The sequence below is a fragment of the Ensifer sp. GW821-FHT05G01 genome, from assembly GCF_059419585.1.
Window position 1 is genome coordinate 428958 of record NZ_JBWKSC010000001.1, and the last position, 18137, is coordinate 447094.

Sequence of the window (18137 nt, forward strand, 5' to 3'; positions counted from 1 at the left end):
GGACAGGGCGCGCCACGCGCCCTGTCATTGGTTTTTAGCGGGCAGCCTTGAGCAGCACGGCCACAAGGCCTGCCGTCGACGAATCATGACCGGCAGCACTTTCCTTGCCCTCGACAACCGGCAGAAGGCCCGTTGCCAGCTCCTTGCCGAGCTCGACGCCCCACTGGTCGAAGGAGTTGATGTTGAAGAGCGCACCTTCGACGAAGACGCGGTGCTCGTAGAGGGCGATCAGACGGCCGAGCGCGAAGGGATCGAGCTGGTCGTAGACCAGCGTCAGCGACGGGCGGTTGCCGGCGAAGACGCGATGCGGCGCAATCTTATCCGCCTTGGCGTCCGCCATGCCCTTGGAGGTCAGCTGCGCCTTCGCCTCGGCAAGCGTGCGGCCCTTCATCAGGGCTTCGGACTGCGCAAGGCAATTGGCGATCAGCAGCTCGTGCTGGTGGCGCAGGGTCTTCTCGTGACCGTTGGCGGCGATCATGAACTCGGCCGGGATGACATCCGTGCCCTGGTGGATCAGCTGGTAGAAGGCGTGCTGGCCATTGGTGCCGGGCTCGCCCCAGACGACCGGGCCGGTCGAAAACTCGACCGGCTTGCTGTCGAGCGTGACGGCCTTGCCGTTCGATTCCATGTCGAGCTGCTGCAGGTAGGCCGGAAAGCGCGACAGGCGCTGGTCGTAAGGCAGGATCGCGCGCGAGGGGTAGCCGAGGACGTTGCGGTTGTAGAAGCCGAGGAGGCCGAGCAGCATCGGCAGGTTCTCACGGATCGGCGCGGTGCGGAAATGCTCGTCGATGGCGTGGCCGCCATCGAGGAAGTGGCCGAAATTCTCCTTGCCGATGGCAATCATCAGCGGCAGGCCGATCGCCGACCAGATCGAATAGCGGCCACCGACCCAGTCCCAGAAGCCGAAGACGCGCGCCTGGTCGATGCCGAAGGCCGCGACCTTGTCGAGTGCCGTCGAGACGGCAGCGAAGTGATGGCCGACGGCTGCTTCGCCGAGCTTGTCGGCGATGAAGGCGCGGGCCGTTGCCGCATTGGTCATCGTTTCGATGGTCGTAAACGTCTTGGAGGCGATGATGAAGAGCGTCGTTTCCGGTTCAACGAGCTTCAGCGTGTCGGCGATATGCGCGCCATCGATGTTGGAAACGAAATGCAGGCGCGGGCCGTCATGGAAGGGTGCGAGCGCCAGCGTCGCCATGACAGGCCCGAGGTCGGAGCCGCCGATGCCGATATTGACGACATCAGTAATCTTCTTGCCGGTCGCCCCCTTGAGCGCGCCGGAGCGGATGCCGTCGGCAAAGGCGCCCATGGTTTCGAGCACGCCGTTGACGTCGGGCATCACGTCCTTGCCGTCGACGAGGACAGGGCGATTGCCGCGGTTGCGCAGCGCCGTGTGCAGGACAGCGCGCTCTTCGGTGATGTTGATGATATCGCCGCGGAACATCGCGTCGCGCTTCTCTTCGACCTTGGCGGCTTTCGCCAGCGCTTCGAGGCCGTCGAGCACCTGTTCGTTCACCGCGCATTTCGAATAGTCGAGCAGCAGATCGTCGAGTGAGGTGCTGAAGCGCGAGAAGCGTTCGGCATCGCTCGCGAAGGCGGCGCGGATATCGGTCGCATTGGTCTGCGCGGCGGTTGCTTTGAGTTGATCGACAAGCGCTTTCATCGCGGGGCTCCTTGTGTCGGACATTCGCTTGCGTAGCTATTCGCTTTGCATTGTCCGAATCAAGCCCGCAAAACCGCCGGAGTGGCGGTTTTCAGGATTTTTTAAATCGTTTTAAGTCGAGGTGGCTTTTAGCCCCGGAGGTCCTTGCGCAGGATCTTGCCGACATTGGTTTTCGGCAACTCGGTGCGGAACTCGACGAAGCGCGGCCGCTTGTAGTTGGTGAGATAGGCTGCGCAGTGCTTCTTGACGTCCTCTTCGGTCAGGGCCGGATCCTTGCGGACCACGAACAGCTTGACCGCCTCGCCCGAATGTTCGTCGGGAATGCCGATTGCCGCGCATTCGAGAATGCCGGGGTGCGTCATCGCCACTTCCTCGACCTCGTTCGGGAAGACGTTGAAGCCCGAAACCAGGATCATGTCCTTCTTCCGGTCGACGATCTTGACGAGGCCGACGGCGTTGATGAAGCCGATATCGCCGGAGCGGAAGAAGCCGTCAGGCGAGATCGCCTTGGCGGTCTCGTCCGGGCGCTGCCAGTAACCGGCCATGACCTGCGGTCCGCGAATGCAGATTTCGCCGACGTCCCCGATCGGCAAGGTGTTGCCCTGGTCGTCGCGGATCTCGATCTCGGTCGAGGGGATCGGATAGCCGATCGTGCCGGTAAATTCGGTCGAGTCGAGAAGGTTGGCGGTGGCGACCGGCGATGTCTCGGAAAGGCCGTAACCTTCGGCGATCGGGCATCCCGTCATCTTCTGCCAACGTTCGGCAACAGGTCTCTGGATCGCCATGCCGCCACCGAAGGTCAGCATCAGCGACGAGAAATCGAGCTTCTGGAATTCGGCGTTGTTCATCAGCGCGTTGAACAGCGTGTTGAGCCCCGGGAAGATGTTGGTCTTGTACTTGCCGAGTTCCGCGACGAAGCCTGGAATATCGCGCGGGTTGGGGATCAGGATGTTGTTGCCGCCGGTGGCAAGGCCCATCAGCGAGTTCACCGTCAGCGCGAAGATATGATAAAGCGGCAGCGCGCACATGAAGACGAGATTGTCGGGACGCGGGCGCGAACGGAACGCCGTGTCGAACCAGATTTCCATCTGCGCCATGTTCGACAACAGGTTGGAATGGGTGAGCGTCGCGCCCTTGGAAACGCCTGTGGTGCCGCCGGTATATTGCAGGAAAGCGACGTCACCAGGAGCGACATTGGGCTTGGTCAGCTTCCGACGACCGCCTTCGGCAAGCACGGACCTGAAGGAGTGATGGCCGGGGATCGACCAGGCGGGCACCAGCTTCTTCACCCGGCGCACGACCAGATTGACGATCACGCCCTTGAAGCCGAGCATGTCGCCCATCGTGGCGACCACCACATGCTTGACGCTGGTCTTGGCCGCAACTTGCTGGACGGTATGGGCGAAGTTTTCGAGAACGAAGATCGCCTTGGCGCCGGAATCGACGAGTTGATGCTCCAGTTCGCGCGGCGTGTAGAGCGGGTTGACGTTGACGACCGTGAAGCCTGCCCTGAGGATACCGTAGACGATGACGGGGTTTTGCAGGATGTTCGGCATCATCACCGCGACGCGGTCGCCCTTCGACAGCCCGCGTGCCTGCAGCCAGGCGCCGATCTTGGCGGATTCGGCATTAAGTTCTGAGAAGGTCAGCGACTTGCCCATGCAGGTAAAGGCGAAGCGGCGCGAATAGCGCGCGACGGCATGGTCGAAGAAATCACCGATCGATCTGTAGGGCAGTGGGCCGATCTCGGCAGCGATGCCCGGCGGATAGGACTTCAGCCAGATTTTCTCCGGGCTGGTGCCTGTTGGTTGCGTGTTGAGTTCCGCCATGACCTCTCTCCCTCTGGTCGCCACAGGCTGGCCTTGCTTGCGGCCAGAGAAGAAACCCTCCCGGTCTTCTCTTGCCGATGAAGATGATGCTTTTGCGACACCTCTTCAAGCCGAGATTCGGAATTATATAACTTTGACGTAAACGTCAACTCAGCTAACGGTTAACCGGCCTGCTGCGCGCGCACGAAAAAGTATGATGAGTGCCGCAAAGCCTTTGCTATCAGGGGTCAAAGCCTGTATTGCATTGCAACATACCCCCATCGGACTCCATCCGATATCTGCTGCCAGCACCCACAGATTTGTTCCGCTCCCAGAGAGCGGACGACACAGGTATTGCTCATGTGTGACGAAGCCTATTCTTCCGCCGTCGATCCGCGCCGGAGCCGCATTTCCGTTGCCGAGATTGCGCTCGCCGTCGGTGGGTTCGGGATCGGCACGGGAGAATTCGCCATCATGGGCCTGCTGCCGCAGGTGGCCGATGACGTCGGCGTTTCGGTGCCGAAGGCCGGCGCCGTGATCAGTGCCTATGCGCTCGGTGTCGTCGTTGGCGCGCCGCTGATTGCTGTGCTTGCGGCGCGGTTTTCACGTTTCCGGGTGCTTCTCGTGCTGATGCTTCTGTTTGCGATCGGCAATTTCGCCAGTGCCATCGCGCCGGATTTCTACACGCTGGTTGCCGCGCGCTTCTTTGCCGGTCTTCCGCACGGCGCCTATTTCGGCGTGGCGGCGCTGGTCGCCGCCGGGCTTGCCGCACCCAACCAGCGGGCGAGGGCCGTCGGGCGGGTGATGATGGGCCTGACGATCGCCACCCTGTTCGGAACGCCGCTGGTCGCCTGGTTCGGTCAGGCGCTCGGCTGGCGCTCGGCCTTTGCCATCGTCGGCGCCATCAGCCTTCTGACCATTGCGCTGACCTGGTCTTACGTGCCGCGCGACAAGGGCAATCCGCAGGCCACGCCGCTGCGTGAACTCGGCGCCTTGGGCAAATTGCAGGTCTGGCTGATGCTCGGCATCTGCGCGATCGGCTGCGGTGGCATGTTCGCCGTCTTCAGCTACATCGCCCCTGCACTGACAGAGGTCGCAGGCGTTTCCGTCGCCAATGTGCCGATCATGCTGTCGGTGTTCGGTGCCGGCATGATCCTCGGCAACATCGTCGGTTCGCGGCTTGCCGACTGGGCGCTGCTGCCGGCGATCGGCATCGCGCTCGCCTTCAACATCCTCGCCTATGTGCTGTTCTATTTCACCATGGGCAACCCGTGGATCGCCATCGTCAACGTGCTCTTCATCGGCGGCGGCTTTGCCGTCGTGCCGGGTGTGCAGACCCGGTTGATGGACGTGTCGGGCGAAGCGCAGACGCTTGCCGCAGCGCTCAGCCATTCGGCCTTCAACCTTGCCAATGCGCTTGGCGCTTGGCTTGGCGGCTGGTCGATTGCCGCAGGCTACGGCTGGACCTCGACCGGCCTCGTCGGCGCCGTGATGGGCGTTGCCGGTTTCGGCATCTTCCTCGCCTCGGTTTTCGTCGACCGCGCCGAGACGATCAAGCGCGCCTCGATGCGTGCGGCAGAATGACCGCCGCGATCAAATAAGGCCTTGGAGCTTGCGCGCCGCTAAATTTTTCTGTCATGTCCCGCCGCTAGCCTCGGTCGCGGCCCTGAAACTACCGTAAACCGGGGGCATGGGGCAGCCGAAGGCTGGCAAGGCCTCGGGTTTGCTGTAAAGTCGTTTGAAGACGGAGGAATGTTGGTGCAACTGGGCAATCGCGAACGAGAAAACCTTCCCGCAGAGCCGCGGCTCTTCGGGTATCCGGCGACGTCGCGCTCCGCACTTGTTGGACCGATCACGGCGGCGCGCTGGATGCTCGTCTTCGTGCTTCTCGCCGGCGTCTATTTCTTCAACGGTTTCGTCGTTCCGGTTCTGGCCGCCGTCGTCATCGGCTTTGCCAGCTGGCCGATCTATCGCCGCCTGCTGGCTGCTGTCGGCGGCAATCGGACGTTCGCAGCGACCATCGCCATCATCAGCGTCGTCGCCTTCATCGTCGTGCCGATCTCGGTTGCTGCCGTCTATGCGGTCGACGAAGTGCGCGACTGGCTGGTCTGGGCCGTTGAAACCAATGCCAACGGCGCGGGCGTGCCCGTCTGGCTGACGACGATCCCGGTTGCCGGCGTCTGGCTCGGCGAACAATGGGTGAAATATGTCGGCCATCCCGGTGCGCTCGGCGAACTGGTCCAGCTCGTCAGCGGTTCCAACATCGGCAACATCTATCGCGGCGTGCTGGTCATCGGCGCTTCGGCGTTTCACGCCTTCCTGACACTGCTCTTCATGCTGATCACGCTGTTCTTCGTCTATCGCGACGGACATTCCTTCTCCAAGCAGCTCGACCATCTTGGCGAGCGCATCTTCCCGATGCGCTGGGAGCGGCTGTCGCGCGTGGTGCCGCTGACGATCAGCTCGACGGTAACAGGCATGGGCATCATCGCCATCGGCGAGGGCATCGTGCTCGGCGTCGCCTATTGGCTGGCGGGCGTTCCCTCACCGGTCACGCTCGGCATCATCACCGGCCTGATGGCGCTGATCCCCGGCGGTGCGCCGCTCTGCTTCACGCTGGTTTCCGTCTATCTCGTTGCCAGCGGTTCGCCGGTTCACGGCATCGCGCTGTTTGCCTGGGGCACGACGGAACTCTTCATCGTCGACAAGACCTTGCGTCCGCGCCTCGTCGGCGGCCCGATCAAGCTGCCCTTCCTGCCGACCTTTTTCGGCCTTGTCGGCGGGGTGAAGACCATGGGCTTTCTCGGCCTGTTCGTCGGCCCAGTGCTGATGGCGCTGCTCGTCGCCATCTGGCGCGAGTGGATGCGCGAAGTGACCAGCGAAGCCGCACCGACGGTCAGCCCGATCATCAAGGGCTGATGGTGCCGATCTGCCAGCCGCCTTTGGGCGGCGGCAGTGTCCTTATCTTTTCCTTATGCCCGCGCAAAACCATCCCAATCGATAATTGACCCGCGGAGGGTGCATCATCCGGCTATAACCAGTCCCGGAGAATGCACATGCCCGATCTACTTTTTCTTGCCGCCGGTATCGGCGGCCTTGTCGTGTTTGCGCTCTATGCGCGCACGCTCAGCCGGCTCTAGGAGGCATCGATGTTCGAAGCCTTCGTCGGCATCTCCGTCGCGGCCGCACTGACGGTCTATCTCATCGTGACCCTCGTTCGACCGGAACGGTTCTGACCCCAGGTCGAAGCTTCGTGCTCCGGTCGAAACTTCGTACCGGGCCGAACTTTGTACCGTCCGGTCGTCTTTCGTGGAGAATTCCTCATGTCTATTATCGGGTGGCTGCAGATCGGCCTCCTCTTTCTCGCCGTTTTGATTGCGATCAAGCCGCTTGGCCTCTACATGGCCCGGGTGTTTGCCGGCGAGCGCAACTTCCTCTCTCCGGTGCTTGGACCCGTCGAACGTGGCCTCTATCTGGCGGCCGGCGTTGATCCGAAGAAGGAGCAGGGCTGGCTCGCCTATACGCTGTCGATGCTTGCCTTCAGCGCCGCTGGCTTCGTGCTTCTTTACACCATCCTGCGCTTCCAGGGGGCGCTGCCGGTGAACCCTCAAGGCTTTGCCGACGTGCCGGCGGACCTCGCCTTCAACACGGCGGTCAGCTTTCTCACCAACACCAACTGGCAGTCCTATGGCGGCGAGACCACCATGAGCCATTTCAGCCAGATGGCTGGCCTCACGGTGCAGAACTTCGTCTCTGCAGCGACCGGCATTGCCATCGCGCTTGCCGTTACCCGTGCATTTGCCCGTTCCGGTGCGGCGACGCTCGGCAATTTCTGGGTCGATCTGACCCGTTCGACGCTCTACGTCCTCCTGCCGCTGGCCGTCGTCGTTGCACTCGCCTTCGTGGCGATGGGCATGCCGCAAACCTTCAATGCTTCCGTCAGCGCCACCACGCTCGAGGGCGTACAGCAGACGATCGCGCTCGGCCCGGTCGCAAGCCAGGAGGCGATCAAGCAACTCGGCACCAATGGCGGCGGATTCTTCAACGCCAATGCGGCGCATCCGTTCGAAAATCCGAGTGCGCTCAGCAACTACCTGTCGATCTTCGCAATGCTGTCGATCACCTCGGCATTGGTCTACACCTTCGGCCAGATGGTCGGTGACCGCCGCCAGGGCTGGGCCTTCATCGCCGCCATGGCGACCCTTCTGATCGCCGGCATCGGCGTCATCTATTGGGCGGAAAGCTACGGCAACCCGATCCTGCACGGCCTCGGCCTCGAAGCTTCGCTCGGCAATATGGAAGGCAAGGAAGTTCGCTTCGGCCAAGCGATGTCGGCAGCCTATGCCGGCGTCACCACCGGTATCTCGACCGGCGCGGTCAACGGCATGCACGGCTCCTTCACCGGCATCGGCGGTCTCGTTCCAATGCTCCTGATCCAGCTTGGCGAAGTGCTGCCAGGCGGTGTCGGCTCCGGCCTTTACGGCATGGTCGTCTTCGCGATCCTCGCCGTCTTCGTCGCCGGCCTGATGGTCGGGCGCACGCCCGAACTGCTCGGCAAGAAGATCGAGGGGCGCGAGATGAAATACGCCATGCTGGCGATCCTCATCCTGCCGGCCTCGATCCTCGGCTTCACCGCGATCTCGGCTGTCATGCCCTCGGCCGTGGCCAGCATCGGCACGTCAGGTCCGCATGGTCTGTCGGAGATCCTTTACGCCTACACCTCGGCCACCGGCAACAACGGCTCCGCCTTCGGCGGCCTCTCGGCCAACACGCCCTGGTACAACACCACGCTCGGCTTTGCGATGCTGCTGGGCCGCTTCGCCTATGCGATCCCGGTTCTGGCGATTGCCGGCTCGATCGCCGCCAAGACCCGCGTTCCAGCTTCCACGGGAACCTTCCCGACGCACACGCCGCTCTTCGTTGGCCTGCTCATCGGCATCATCCTCATCCTCGGGGGCTTGCAATATTTCCCGGCCCTCGCGCTCGGTCCCATCGTCGAGCAATTCGCCATGCTCTCGGGCCAGACCTTCTGAAGGAACAGACCATGTCTTCGAAACCCGTCGCCCCGAGCTTACTCGATCCGGCGATTATCCTGCCGGCCTTCAAGGCCGCATTCACCAAGCTCGACCCGCGCCAGCTCATCCGCAACCCGGTGATCTTCGTCACCGAGGTGGTGGCCGCCATGGTCACGGTCTTCTTCATTCGCGATCTGGCGACCGGGACCGGAAGCCCGCTGTTCTCAGGGCAAATTGCCGCCTGGCTGTGGTTCACGGTGCTGTTTGCCACCTTCGCCGAGGCCGTCGCCGAAGGGCGCGGCAAGGCGCAGGCCGACAGCCTGCGTCGCACCAAGTCCGAGTTGATGGCCCGCAAGCTGGTCTCGGCGGAAGGTCGTGAAACCCAGACCATCGCCGCCACATCGCTGAAGGTCGGCGACCTCGTGCTCGTCGAAGCCGGCGAATTGATCCCCGGCGACGGCGACGTCGTCGAGGGCGTCGCCTCGGTCAACGAAAGTGCGATCACCGGTGAATCCGCGCCTGTGATCCGGGAATCCGGCGGCGACCGTTCCGCTGTCACCGGCGGCACGCAGGTGCTGTCCGACTGGATCAAGGTGCGCATCGGCACGGCGCCTGGCGATACCTTCGTCGACCGCATGATCGCGCTCATCGAAGGCGCGCAGCGCCAGAAGACCCCGAACGAGATCGCGCTGTCGATCCTGCTGTCCGGCCTGACGCTGGTCTTCCTCGTTGCCGTCGTGACGCTTTGGGGTCTTGCCGGCTACTCCGGCACGGTTCTGTCGGTCACGGTTCTTTCGGCCCTGCTCGTCACCCTGATCCCGACCACCATCGGTGGCCTCCTGTCGGCCATCGGCATTGCGGGCATGGACCGGCTGGTGCGCTTCAACGTCATCGCCACATCAGGCCGCGCAGTTGAGGCGGCCGGTGACGTCGACACGCTGCTGCTTGACAAGACAGGTACCATCACCTTCGGCAACCGAATGGCCGCCAATTTCATGCCGGTTCCAGGCGTCACGGATGCCGAACTGGCCGATGCGGCGCTGCTGGCAAGCCTTGCCGACGAGACGCCGGAAGGCCGCTCGATTGCTGCGTTGGCAACCGGCGAATTTGGTCGCCAGACGCCGGCCGTGTCCCTGCCCGTTTCCGGCAAGCAGGCCAACCGCGAGGTCATGGCTCTGGCCGTCGGTGGCGGCTCGGTTCAGTCAGGCGCGCTCACAATCGACGCCGTCGTGCCGTTTGCCGCCGAAACGCGCCTGTCGGGTGTCGATTTCGCCGGACGCCGCCTGCGCAAGGGGGCTGTCGATTCGATCCTGAAGTTTGCAGGCGTTCGCGACGAGAACGTGCCGGCCGAGTTCCGCCGCGCGGTCGACCAGGTCGCGCGCACCGGCGGCACGCCGCTCGCCGTTGCCGATGGCAACCGCCTGCTCGGCGTCATCCACCTCAAGGACGTGGTCAAGCCCGGCATCAAGGAGCGCTTCGCCGCTCTGCGCGCCATGGGTATCCGCACCGTCATGGTGACCGGCGACAACCCGGTGACGGCAGCGGCGATCGCGTCGGAAGCCGGCGTTGACGACTTCCTCGCCGAGGCGACACCGGAAGACAAGCTTGGCTATATCCGTAAGGAGCAGCAGGGCGGCCGCCTGATCGCCATGTGCGGCGACGGCACCAACGACGCGCCGGCGCTTGCCCAGGCCGATGTCGGGGTGGCGATGCAGACCGGCACGCAGGCGGCGCGCGAGGCGGCCAACATGGTCGACCTCGATTCGAGCCCGACGAAGCTGATCGAGATCGTCGAGATCGGCAAGCAACTGCTGATGACGCGCGGCTCGCTGACGACCTTCTCGATCGCCAACGACGTGGCGAAATACTTCGCCATCATCCCGGCGCTGTTCATCACCACCTATCCGGCGCTGGCGGCCCTCAACATCATGGGCCTGACATCGCCGCAGTCGGCGATCCTGTCGGCGGTGATCTTCAACGCCTTGATCATCGTCGCGCTCATCCCGCTGGCGCTGAAGGGCGTCAAGTACCGCCCCGTTGGTGCCGCAGCCCTCTTGCGCCGCAACCTGCTGGTCTACGGTCTCGGCGGCCTGATCCTGCCCTTTGCCGGCATCAAGCTCGTCGACGTCGTCGTCTCTGCTCTTAATCTGGTGTAACCATGTTGAACAATCTCCGCCCCGCAATCGTCATGGCCCTGCTTTTGACCGCGATCACCGGCCTTGCCTATCCCTTCGCGATCACCGGTGTCGCCCAGGCATTGATGCCCGCGCAGGCCAATGGCAGCCTCATCCGCATCGACGGCACCGTTGTCGGCTCCGATCTGATCGGGCAGAATTTCGCCGCCGACAAATATTTCTGGCCGCGCCCCTCCGCGACTGGGCCCGAACCCTACAATGCCGGCGGCTCGACCGGCTCCAATCTCGGCCCGACCTCGGCCAAGCTGAAGGAGCGGGTGGCCGCCGATGTCGAGAAGCTGCGCGCCAGCGGTGTAACAGGCGAGATTGCCGCCGATGGCGGCACGGCGTCGGGCTCCGGCCTCGACCCGCATATTTCGCCGACCTTCGCCCGCGAGCAGGTTTCGCGCGTTGCCAAGGCGCGCGGCGTCGCGGAAGCCGATGTGGCCACGCTTGTCGAGCAGGCGACCGAAGGTCGTCTGTTCGGGATCATAGGCGAGCCGCGCATCAATGTGCTAGAACTCAACCTTGCTCTGGATGCCCGGAGAAGCTGAGTGCGAAGCCTGAGATGCCACCAGAGATCTTGAATGCCTGAAACCGATCGCGAATCGAAAAGCCGTCCCGACCCGGATGCCCTGCTGGCGCTGGCCGGGCAGGGGCGAAGGGGAAAGCTGACGGTTTTCCTCGGCGCAGCCCCAGGCGTGGGCAAGACCTATACCATGCTGACGCGCGCGCGTCGGCTGAAGTCAGACGGCGTCGACATTGTCATCGGTCTGGTGGAGACCCATGGGCGCGGCGAGACCGCCGCGCTCGTCGAAGGATTGGAGATACTGCCGCGCCGCGATGTGAACCATCGCGGCCGCGTGCTTTCAGAATTCGATCTGGACGCCGCACTTGCACGCCGCCCAAAGATCATCGTCGTCGACGAACTGGCGCATAGCAATCCCGAGGCCAGCCGCCATCCCAAGCGCTATCAGGATGTGGAAGAGCTGATTGCCGCCGGCATCGACGTCTGGACGGCGCTCAACATCCAGCATCTGGAAAGCCTGTCCGATGTCGTCGCCCAGATCACCGGTGTTGCGGTGCGCGAGCGCGTGCCCGACACGGTTCTCAGCCGTGCCGACGACGTGTTGCTGGTCGATCTGCCGCCGGCCGAACTCATCGAACGGCTGAACCAGGGTAAGGTCTACCTGCCCGACAGCGCCAAGCGCGCCACCGAGCGCTTCTTCCGCCTCGGCAATCTGACGGCGCTGCGCGAGCTGGCACTCAGGCGCACCGCCGACCGGGTCGATGACCAGATGGTCGACTATCTCAAGCAGAACGCCATTGAAGGGCCTTGGGCCAGCGGCGAGCGCCTGTTGGTCTGCATCGGCCCTGATCCGCTTTCGGAAAAGGTGGTGCGCACTGCCAGCCGCCTGGCTTCCGGGCTGAACGCACCCTGGATCGTCGTCTTCATCGAGCGGGCCGACCGTGAAAGCGGCGACGGCGAGGCGGCGAAAAGGCTCGACGAGACCTTCCGTCTTGCCGAACAGCTCGGTGCGGAGACCCGCCGCATCGTCGGCAACGATTTCGTCGAAGAGATCCTCAAGCTTGCGCGCCGTGAGCACGCGACGCAGATCGTCATCGGCACGAAGCGCCAGCCTTTCCCGATGCGTCTTTTCCGGCAATCGCTTCCCGATGCACTGGCCGAGCGCATCACCGGTGTCGGCATTCATCTCGTGACCGACAAGGAACAGCCGCGCCCGAAGCGAAACGTCACCGGCAAAGGGAAAATGCCCGAGGGTTTTGGGCGGGCACTTGTCATTGCCGCCGCCACCGTGGCAGCGGCAACGGCGCTCGGCGTGCTCATCGAGCGTTTCATCATCCTGCCGAACATTTCGCTGCTGTTCCTCCTCGCGGTGCTGGCATCGGCAACCTATGCCGGCCACGTCTCGGCAATCGCGGCAGCCCTTCTTTCGGTGCTTGCCTACAACTTCTTCTTCATCAATCCGGTCGGCACCTTCACCGTGGCGGAGCCGCACGAAGTCTTCGCGCTGTTCATTTTCCTGGTTGCCGCAGCCCTTGCCGGCAGCCTCGCCTCCCGGGTGCGCGAACAGGCAAAATCCGCCCGGCGCCGTGCAGCGGCAACGCAGGCGCTCTATGATTTCTCTCGCAAGCTCTCTGGAACCGCCAATGTCGACGATGTGCTCTGGGCAGCAGTCACCCAGATGCAGACGACGCTGAAGCGCAATGTCGCGGTGCTGCTGCCGGAGGAGGGAGACCTGCGCTTGAAGGCCGCCTGGCCGCCGGATACCGAGCTTGATGTCACCGACACCATGGCCGCACGTTGGGCCATGGACAAGAAGGAGGCGGCCGGAAACGGCACCGGTACGCTACCGAACAGCCCGTTCCATTTCCGGCCGCTGACGAGCCCGCACGGCGTCGTCGGCGTCTGCGGTTTCGCGCAGGCCGGCAAGCCGCTGGAGATCAACGAGGAGCGGGCGTTCGCTGCCATCCTCGACCAGACGGCGATCGCGATCGACCGGGCGCGCCTGTCGCGCGAGAGCCTGGATCACGCCGCCAAGCTGGAAGGTGAGCGGTTTCGCGCGGCCCTCCTGTCATCGATCTCGCACGATCTGCGCACGCCGCTTGCCACCATCACCGGCGCCGTTACCAGCCTGCGCCAGCTCGGCGACCGCATGCCGCCGGAAAGTCGCGACGACCTCTTGCAATCGATCGAGGAAGAGGGGGGGCGGCTCACCCGTTTCGTCGCCAATCTCCTGGACATGACCCGCATCGAAGCTGGCACCGTCAATGCCAAGCGCGATTGGGTGGATGTCGCCGATGCCGTGCGCGCTGCCGTTGATCGGGCGCGCAAGTATTTTCCCGACCGCGAGATCGAGACCAGCATCGCGCCGGAACTGCCGTTGATGCGCGGCGACAGCGTACTTTTGGGCCAGGTACTCTTCAACCTGCTCGACAATGCCAACAAATACGGCGGCGACGAGCCGATCAGCATCTATGCCAGACGCGACGGCAACGACATCGTCTTGTCGGTCACCGATCTCGGCAAGGGGATCGCTGAACGCGATCTCGAACAGGTCTTCGAAAAATTCTTCCGCCGGGGAAAGGTGGACGGCCGCGCACCGGGCACCGGTCTCGGACTGTCGATCGCCAAGGGCTTCGTCGAGGCTATGGGTGGCCGCATCAAGGCCGAAAGCCCGGCATTGCGCCGTCGCGGTACGCGCATCTCCATGCGCTTCCCTGCCGCCGAAGCTGAAATATCTGAAAAGGACCGTGCATGAGCGTGGAGCGCATCCTCGTTGTCGACGACGAACCCCAGATCCAGCGCTTCCTGCGACCGGCCCTGAGCGCTGCCGGTTATGACGTGCTGGAGGCCTTGACTGGAACAGAGGCGCTGAAGGCGGCCGCGACCACTGCGCCCGACGTGGTCATCCTCGATCTCGGCCTTCCCGACATGGACGGCAAGGACGTCATCGCCAATATCCGCGCCTGGTCGCAGGTGCCGATCATCATCCTGTCGGCGCGCGACCGGGAGAGCGAGAAGATCGCCGCCCTTGACCTTGGCGCCGACGACTACATCGAAAAACCCTTCGGAATCGGCGAGCTGACGGCGCGCATCCGCGCTGCCCTTCGCCACCGCATCCAGATGGAGGGCGGGCATACCCAGCTTTCGGCCGATGGCGTTGCGATCGATACCATCAAGCGGATTGTGACGCGCGACGGCGAACCGGTGCGTCTGACGCCAAAGGAATATGATCTGCTGGTCATGCTGGCGCACCATGCCGGACGCGTCGTCACCCACAAGACGCTGCTGACCTCGGTCTGGGGCGCGGCGCACGGCGAAGATCTGCATTATCTGCGCGTCTTCATCGGCCAGTTGCGCGGCAAGATCGAGCGCGACCCGGCCGATCCCAAGATTATCCGAACGGAACCGGGCGTCGGCTACCGCTTCGTCGGCGACGGCGACTGATATCAGGTCTCGATTTTCTATCATCGAGACTTGATACGAGGTCGCCCGGTCCGCCCAGCGATCAGGCGCCACGGCGATCAGTTGGCCGCAACCGGCTTTGGTTGCTCGCCAGCGAGCGTTTCGCCGACGACGATCTTTTTCTTCGCTGCCGGCCGCGGGTTCTCGATGATGTTGACTGGTGCGGACAACGTCGTCGCGGCGACATTGCCGACCCCTCGCGCCGTACCGGCGACAACGGCGGCGATGCCTGTTCCCACGGAAATGTTCGAGTCGGTCAGCGTCTGGCCCTTGATCAGGCGTTGGCCGATCAGCTGGACGATTTCCGGGCTCTCGGCGAATTTTCCATGGTGCAGCCCGTCGTCGGTCTCGACCTTGGTCAGGTCGATGGCGGTGATGCCGGATTTTTCAAGGTCCGTACGATAGGGTTCCTTCGACGGGTCGATGGCGCCAAGGCGCGAAACGTCACCGGAAATGAAGCTCGAAAGCGCCAGCGCGCGGTCGTCCTGCGAGACGAAGATCGTGAACTTCGGCTTCTTCTTGCCCATCTCCACCCATTGCTTGGCAAAGACGTCGAGGTCGATATCCGGCGAGGCCAGGATCACGTTCTGGATCTTTGACGGCACGTTGCCGTCGCGAATGCCCATCTGCCGGAGCGATTCCATCGTCAGCCAGGTACCCATGGAGTGGGCGAGGATGGTGATGTCTTTGACGTTGGGGGCCTGCGACAGGATGCGCAACGTGTCCTCGAGCGCGGTGCGCGAGTAGTTGGTGCTTTCCTTGTCGTAATTGTACTCGAACACATTGGCGCGCGAGGGCCACGTGAACAGGATCGGCGTCGTCTGGGCGCCGGAATCATGGATGATCTGCGCCAACCGGAAGACCGAATCCTCGTAGCGGTTGTTGAAACCGTGAACGAAGACGAAGGCGTGGCCGCCGACATTGTGCTGCTTGAACCATTCCCGGCCGTCGGCGAGCGTGTCCAGTTCCCGAACCCGCGTCACCGCAAAGTCGGTCGCCGGATCGGGCGGCAGCTTGCGTGGCCATTGCACCGTGCCGGCCTTGCGCACGGTGTCGGGCGGGATCGAGACCGCGACGTCGGTCATGAAGGTGTTGGCGTCCCGCTCGCCCGAAAACAGTGTCGCGGGGTCGCCCGAAGGCTGCCTTGTGGTTGCGACCAGCATCTCCACTTGCGCGGTTTTCGGTGTCTGTGCGGTGAGCGCAACCGGGGTCATGACGCCCTCGGGTTTTCCGGCACAAGAGGAAAGCCCTAGCGACAGGGCAACAGCCGCCGCGATTGTCATCATTCTCCGCGTCCGTGCCGACGAGATCGTAACACGCGCATTGTCAATCATCGGCGCCCCACGCAGAAACAAGACCGAGCCGCATCAGACTGTGCGTTCGCGACAGCGCGATGACACCACTCCATGCCGGCAGATGCAAGCGGGTATTTCGCCATGTCTCGCGCTATGATTTTGCTTTGAGATTGCGCCGGCTCGGCCGGGACTCTCTGCGTGGCGTCTCCATCGGTCTCGCCGGGCTGGTGACCGCAGTATCTGCCGCGACAGGGCGAGCGTCGCCCACGAAATGCATTTGGTCACCGTCGGCGGCGTGAGCGGTTCGGGCGGCGCCTTTGTTGCCGATCAGGACGCGGTGGCAGACAGAGGCAGGTTGATCGCCGGGCCGGGGCCGACGCCGTGCTGTCGGCGGACCTGCCGCGACGCGCTGCCGTCGAACAGTGACATCGGCAAGGTCCCGGTCAGGATCCAGCGATAGGGCGAGCGGGCATCCGGCTCGCGCACCTGATACGGTATGGAATTGAGCGGCAACACGTATTCCGGCCGGCGCAGGCCAGCCTCCCTGTTGCCGAGCCATGTCAGCACGACCAGCACTTCGCCGCCGATCTCAAGCGCTGACAAGGAACAGGTCCGGCCGGCGACATTGGCCTGAACGGCATCCTCGTGAACTTGAAAACGGCTAACTTTAAGCGACATCGTTCGGCTTCCTTGAAATGGACCTCTTGCCAGCCGCTCGTTCGCAGCAAGGCGCGCCGGCCTTCGGCCAGCTTCAGACTTTCATCCCGCTACAGTGCTCATTTCTTTGAAGGAAAATGGTGCCGCTTAGCAGACTCGAACTGCTGACCCCATCATTACGAATGATGTGCTCTACCGACTGAGCTAAAGCGGCCCTGAGGCGGTTCCGCGAAAAGACCGCGGAACGAAGTGTGAGGCGCTGATAAACGCAAAGCGCCAAGATTTCAAGCCATCAGTTTCGAGAACTTGAAAATTCCTTGTTGGTAGCGATCGTCGGCGCGGAGTGGAGCCCGAGACGGGCGCGTGCGGCATCGTATTCGCGCTCCCAGCGATCGACCATATGTGCGACCGAGGTGATCTCGCGCACGGCGCCGATGCCCTGGCCGCAGCCCCAGATGTCCTTCCAGGCCTTGGCGCCCTCGGTTGCCTGGGCAAAATCCATCTTCGACGGATCGGCTTCCGGTAGGTTTGCCGGATCCATGCCGGCGGCTGCGATCGATGGTTTCAGGTAGTTGCCGTGGATGCCGGTGAAGTAGTTGGAATAGACGATGTCGGCGGCATTGCTGTCGACGATCATCTGTTTGTAGGCGTCGCTGGCACGCGCTTCTTCCGTGGCGATGAAGGGCGAGCCGATATAGGCCATGTCGGCGCCCATCGCCTGGGCGGCGAGGATGGCGCCGCCATTGGCGATCGCGCCCGAGAGAAGCAGAGGGCCGTCGAACCAGGAGCGAATTTCCTGGACGAGGGCGAACGGGGAAAGCGTGCCGGCGTGGCCGCCGGCGCCGGCGGCAACAGCGATCAGCCCGTCAGCACCCTTGCGGATCGCCGAATTGGCGTGGCGGTTGTTGATGACGTCATGCAGCACGATGCCGCCGTAGGAATGAATGGCGGCGTTGACCTCAGGCACGGCGCCAAGCGAAGATATGACCACCGGCACCTTGTACTTGATGCAGAGCATCAGATCCTGCTCGAGGCGGGTGTTGGACTTGTGGACGATCTGGTTGACGGCAAAAGGCGCGGCCTTGTGGCCGGGATTCCGGGCGTCGTGGTCGGCGAGCGTCTCGGTGATTTCGGCAAGCCACTCGTCGAGTTGCGATTGCGGGCGGGCGTTCAATGCCGGAAAGGAGCCGACCACGCCAGCCTTGCACTGCGCGATCGTCAGCTTGGGATGCGAAATGATGAACAAAGGTGCGCCGACTACCGGCAGTCTCGTCGTTCCGGAAAGAATTGGCGGCAGCGACATCGAGTTCTCCATCCCGTAGAATTTTTGACGTTTGCGTAAACGTCAAAATAGATAGCAGCAAGTTGCGCGCTTGCAAAGATGCGGATTTTCGTGGCGGCGCGATGGTGGTCGGGCAGTTTTCCCCGACGTTGCCGGGGTCGCCCGCGCGTCGGACTTGCGGATTTTGAAAGCAGCGGTTACGCAATTGTTAACAAAACCAACGGCGTGCATCCGGAATTAACCGATAAGAGCTTG

The 18137-nt window shown here is 63.3% G+C and carries 13 protein-coding genes and 1 tRNA gene; 8 read left to right on the top strand and 6 right to left on the bottom strand.

Annotated elements, in window-relative coordinates:
• Window positions 1-34 precede the first annotated feature (34 nt).
• A complete protein-coding gene (gene pgi, locus AC07UR_RS02135; RefSeq protein ID WP_209787740.1) occupies window positions 35-1660 on the bottom strand; it encodes a glucose-6-phosphate isomerase in 1626 nt (541 codons plus the stop codon).
• A 128-nt stretch (window positions 1661-1788) separates the two neighbouring features.
• The gene (locus AC07UR_RS02140; RefSeq protein WP_209787737.1) at window positions 1789-3489 is read right to left on the bottom strand and encodes a long-chain fatty acid--CoA ligase; all 1701 of its coding nucleotides are present in this window, start codon (window positions 3487-3489) and stop codon (window positions 1789-1791) included.
• A 339-nt stretch (window positions 3490-3828) separates the two neighbouring features.
• On the opposite strand from AC07UR_RS02140, the gene AC07UR_RS02145 reads away from it, so the two are divergent.
• From AC07UR_RS02145 to AC07UR_RS02180, 8 genes are all read left to right on the top strand, one after another.
• Entirely contained in the window at window positions 3829-5052 is a 1224-nt protein-coding gene (locus AC07UR_RS02145; protein WP_209787734.1) for an MFS transporter, read from the top strand.
• Between the two features lie 174 nt (window positions 5053-5226).
• A complete protein-coding gene (locus AC07UR_RS02150; RefSeq protein WP_209788537.1) occupies window positions 5227-6387 on the top strand; it encodes an AI-2E family transporter in 1161 nt (386 codons plus the stop codon).
• 230 nt (window positions 6388-6617) lie between these two features.
• Window positions 6618-6704 (top strand): potassium-transporting ATPase subunit F, encoded by an 87-nt coding sequence (locus AC07UR_RS02155; RefSeq protein WP_077502908.1) that lies wholly within the window; start codon window positions 6618-6620, stop codon window positions 6702-6704.
• Between the two features lie 87 nt (window positions 6705-6791).
• Window positions 6792-8501 carry a potassium-transporting ATPase subunit KdpA gene (gene kdpA, locus AC07UR_RS02160; RefSeq protein ID WP_209787731.1) on the top strand — a complete coding sequence of 570 codons (1710 nt, stop codon included), beginning with the start codon at window positions 6792-6794 and terminating at the stop codon, window positions 8499-8501.
• 11 nt (window positions 8502-8512) lie between these two features.
• The gene (kdpB, locus tag AC07UR_RS02165) at window positions 8513-10639 is read left to right on the top strand and encodes a potassium-transporting ATPase subunit KdpB (protein ID WP_209787728.1); all 2127 of its coding nucleotides are present in this window, start codon (window positions 8513-8515) and stop codon (window positions 10637-10639) included.
• A 2-nt stretch (window positions 10640-10641) separates the two neighbouring features.
• Window positions 10642-11211: a potassium-transporting ATPase subunit KdpC gene (kdpC, locus tag AC07UR_RS02170; protein ID WP_209787725.1), complete on the top strand. Its 570-nt coding sequence runs from the start codon at window positions 10642-10644 to the stop codon at window positions 11209-11211.
• A 33-nt stretch (window positions 11212-11244) separates the two neighbouring features.
• Window positions 11245-13941, top strand: a complete 2697-nt coding sequence (locus AC07UR_RS02175; RefSeq protein ID WP_209787722.1) for a DUF4118 domain-containing protein — start codon at window positions 11245-11247, stop codon at window positions 13939-13941.
• Complete coding sequence (locus AC07UR_RS02180; RefSeq protein WP_209787719.1) at window positions 13938-14630, top strand: response regulator; 693 nt, start codon at window positions 13938-13940, stop codon at window positions 14628-14630. The genes AC07UR_RS02175 and AC07UR_RS02180 overlap by 4 nt, the downstream gene beginning before the upstream one ends.
• A 77-nt stretch (window positions 14631-14707) precedes the next feature.
• On the opposite strand, the gene AC07UR_RS02185 is transcribed toward AC07UR_RS02180, so the two are convergent.
• From AC07UR_RS02185 to AC07UR_RS02200, 4 genes are all read right to left on the bottom strand, one after another.
• Window positions 14708-15934: an alpha/beta hydrolase gene (locus tag AC07UR_RS02185; protein ID WP_234941612.1), complete on the bottom strand. Its 1227-nt coding sequence runs from the start codon at window positions 15932-15934 to the stop codon at window positions 14708-14710.
• Between the two features lie 336 nt (window positions 15935-16270).
• Window positions 16271-16621, bottom strand: coding sequence for a hypothetical protein (locus AC07UR_RS02190; protein WP_209787713.1), 351 nt, complete (start codon window positions 16619-16621; stop codon window positions 16271-16273).
• 117 nt (window positions 16622-16738) lie between these two features.
• Window positions 16739-16814 (bottom strand) — tRNA-Thr (locus AC07UR_RS02195).
• Window positions 16815-16892: 78 nt separating this feature from the next.
• Window positions 16893-17903 carry an NAD(P)H-dependent flavin oxidoreductase gene (locus tag AC07UR_RS02200; RefSeq protein ID WP_209787710.1) on the bottom strand — a complete coding sequence of 337 codons (1011 nt, stop codon included), beginning with the start codon at window positions 17901-17903 and terminating at the stop codon, window positions 16893-16895.
• Window positions 17904-18137: the final 234 nt, after the last annotated feature.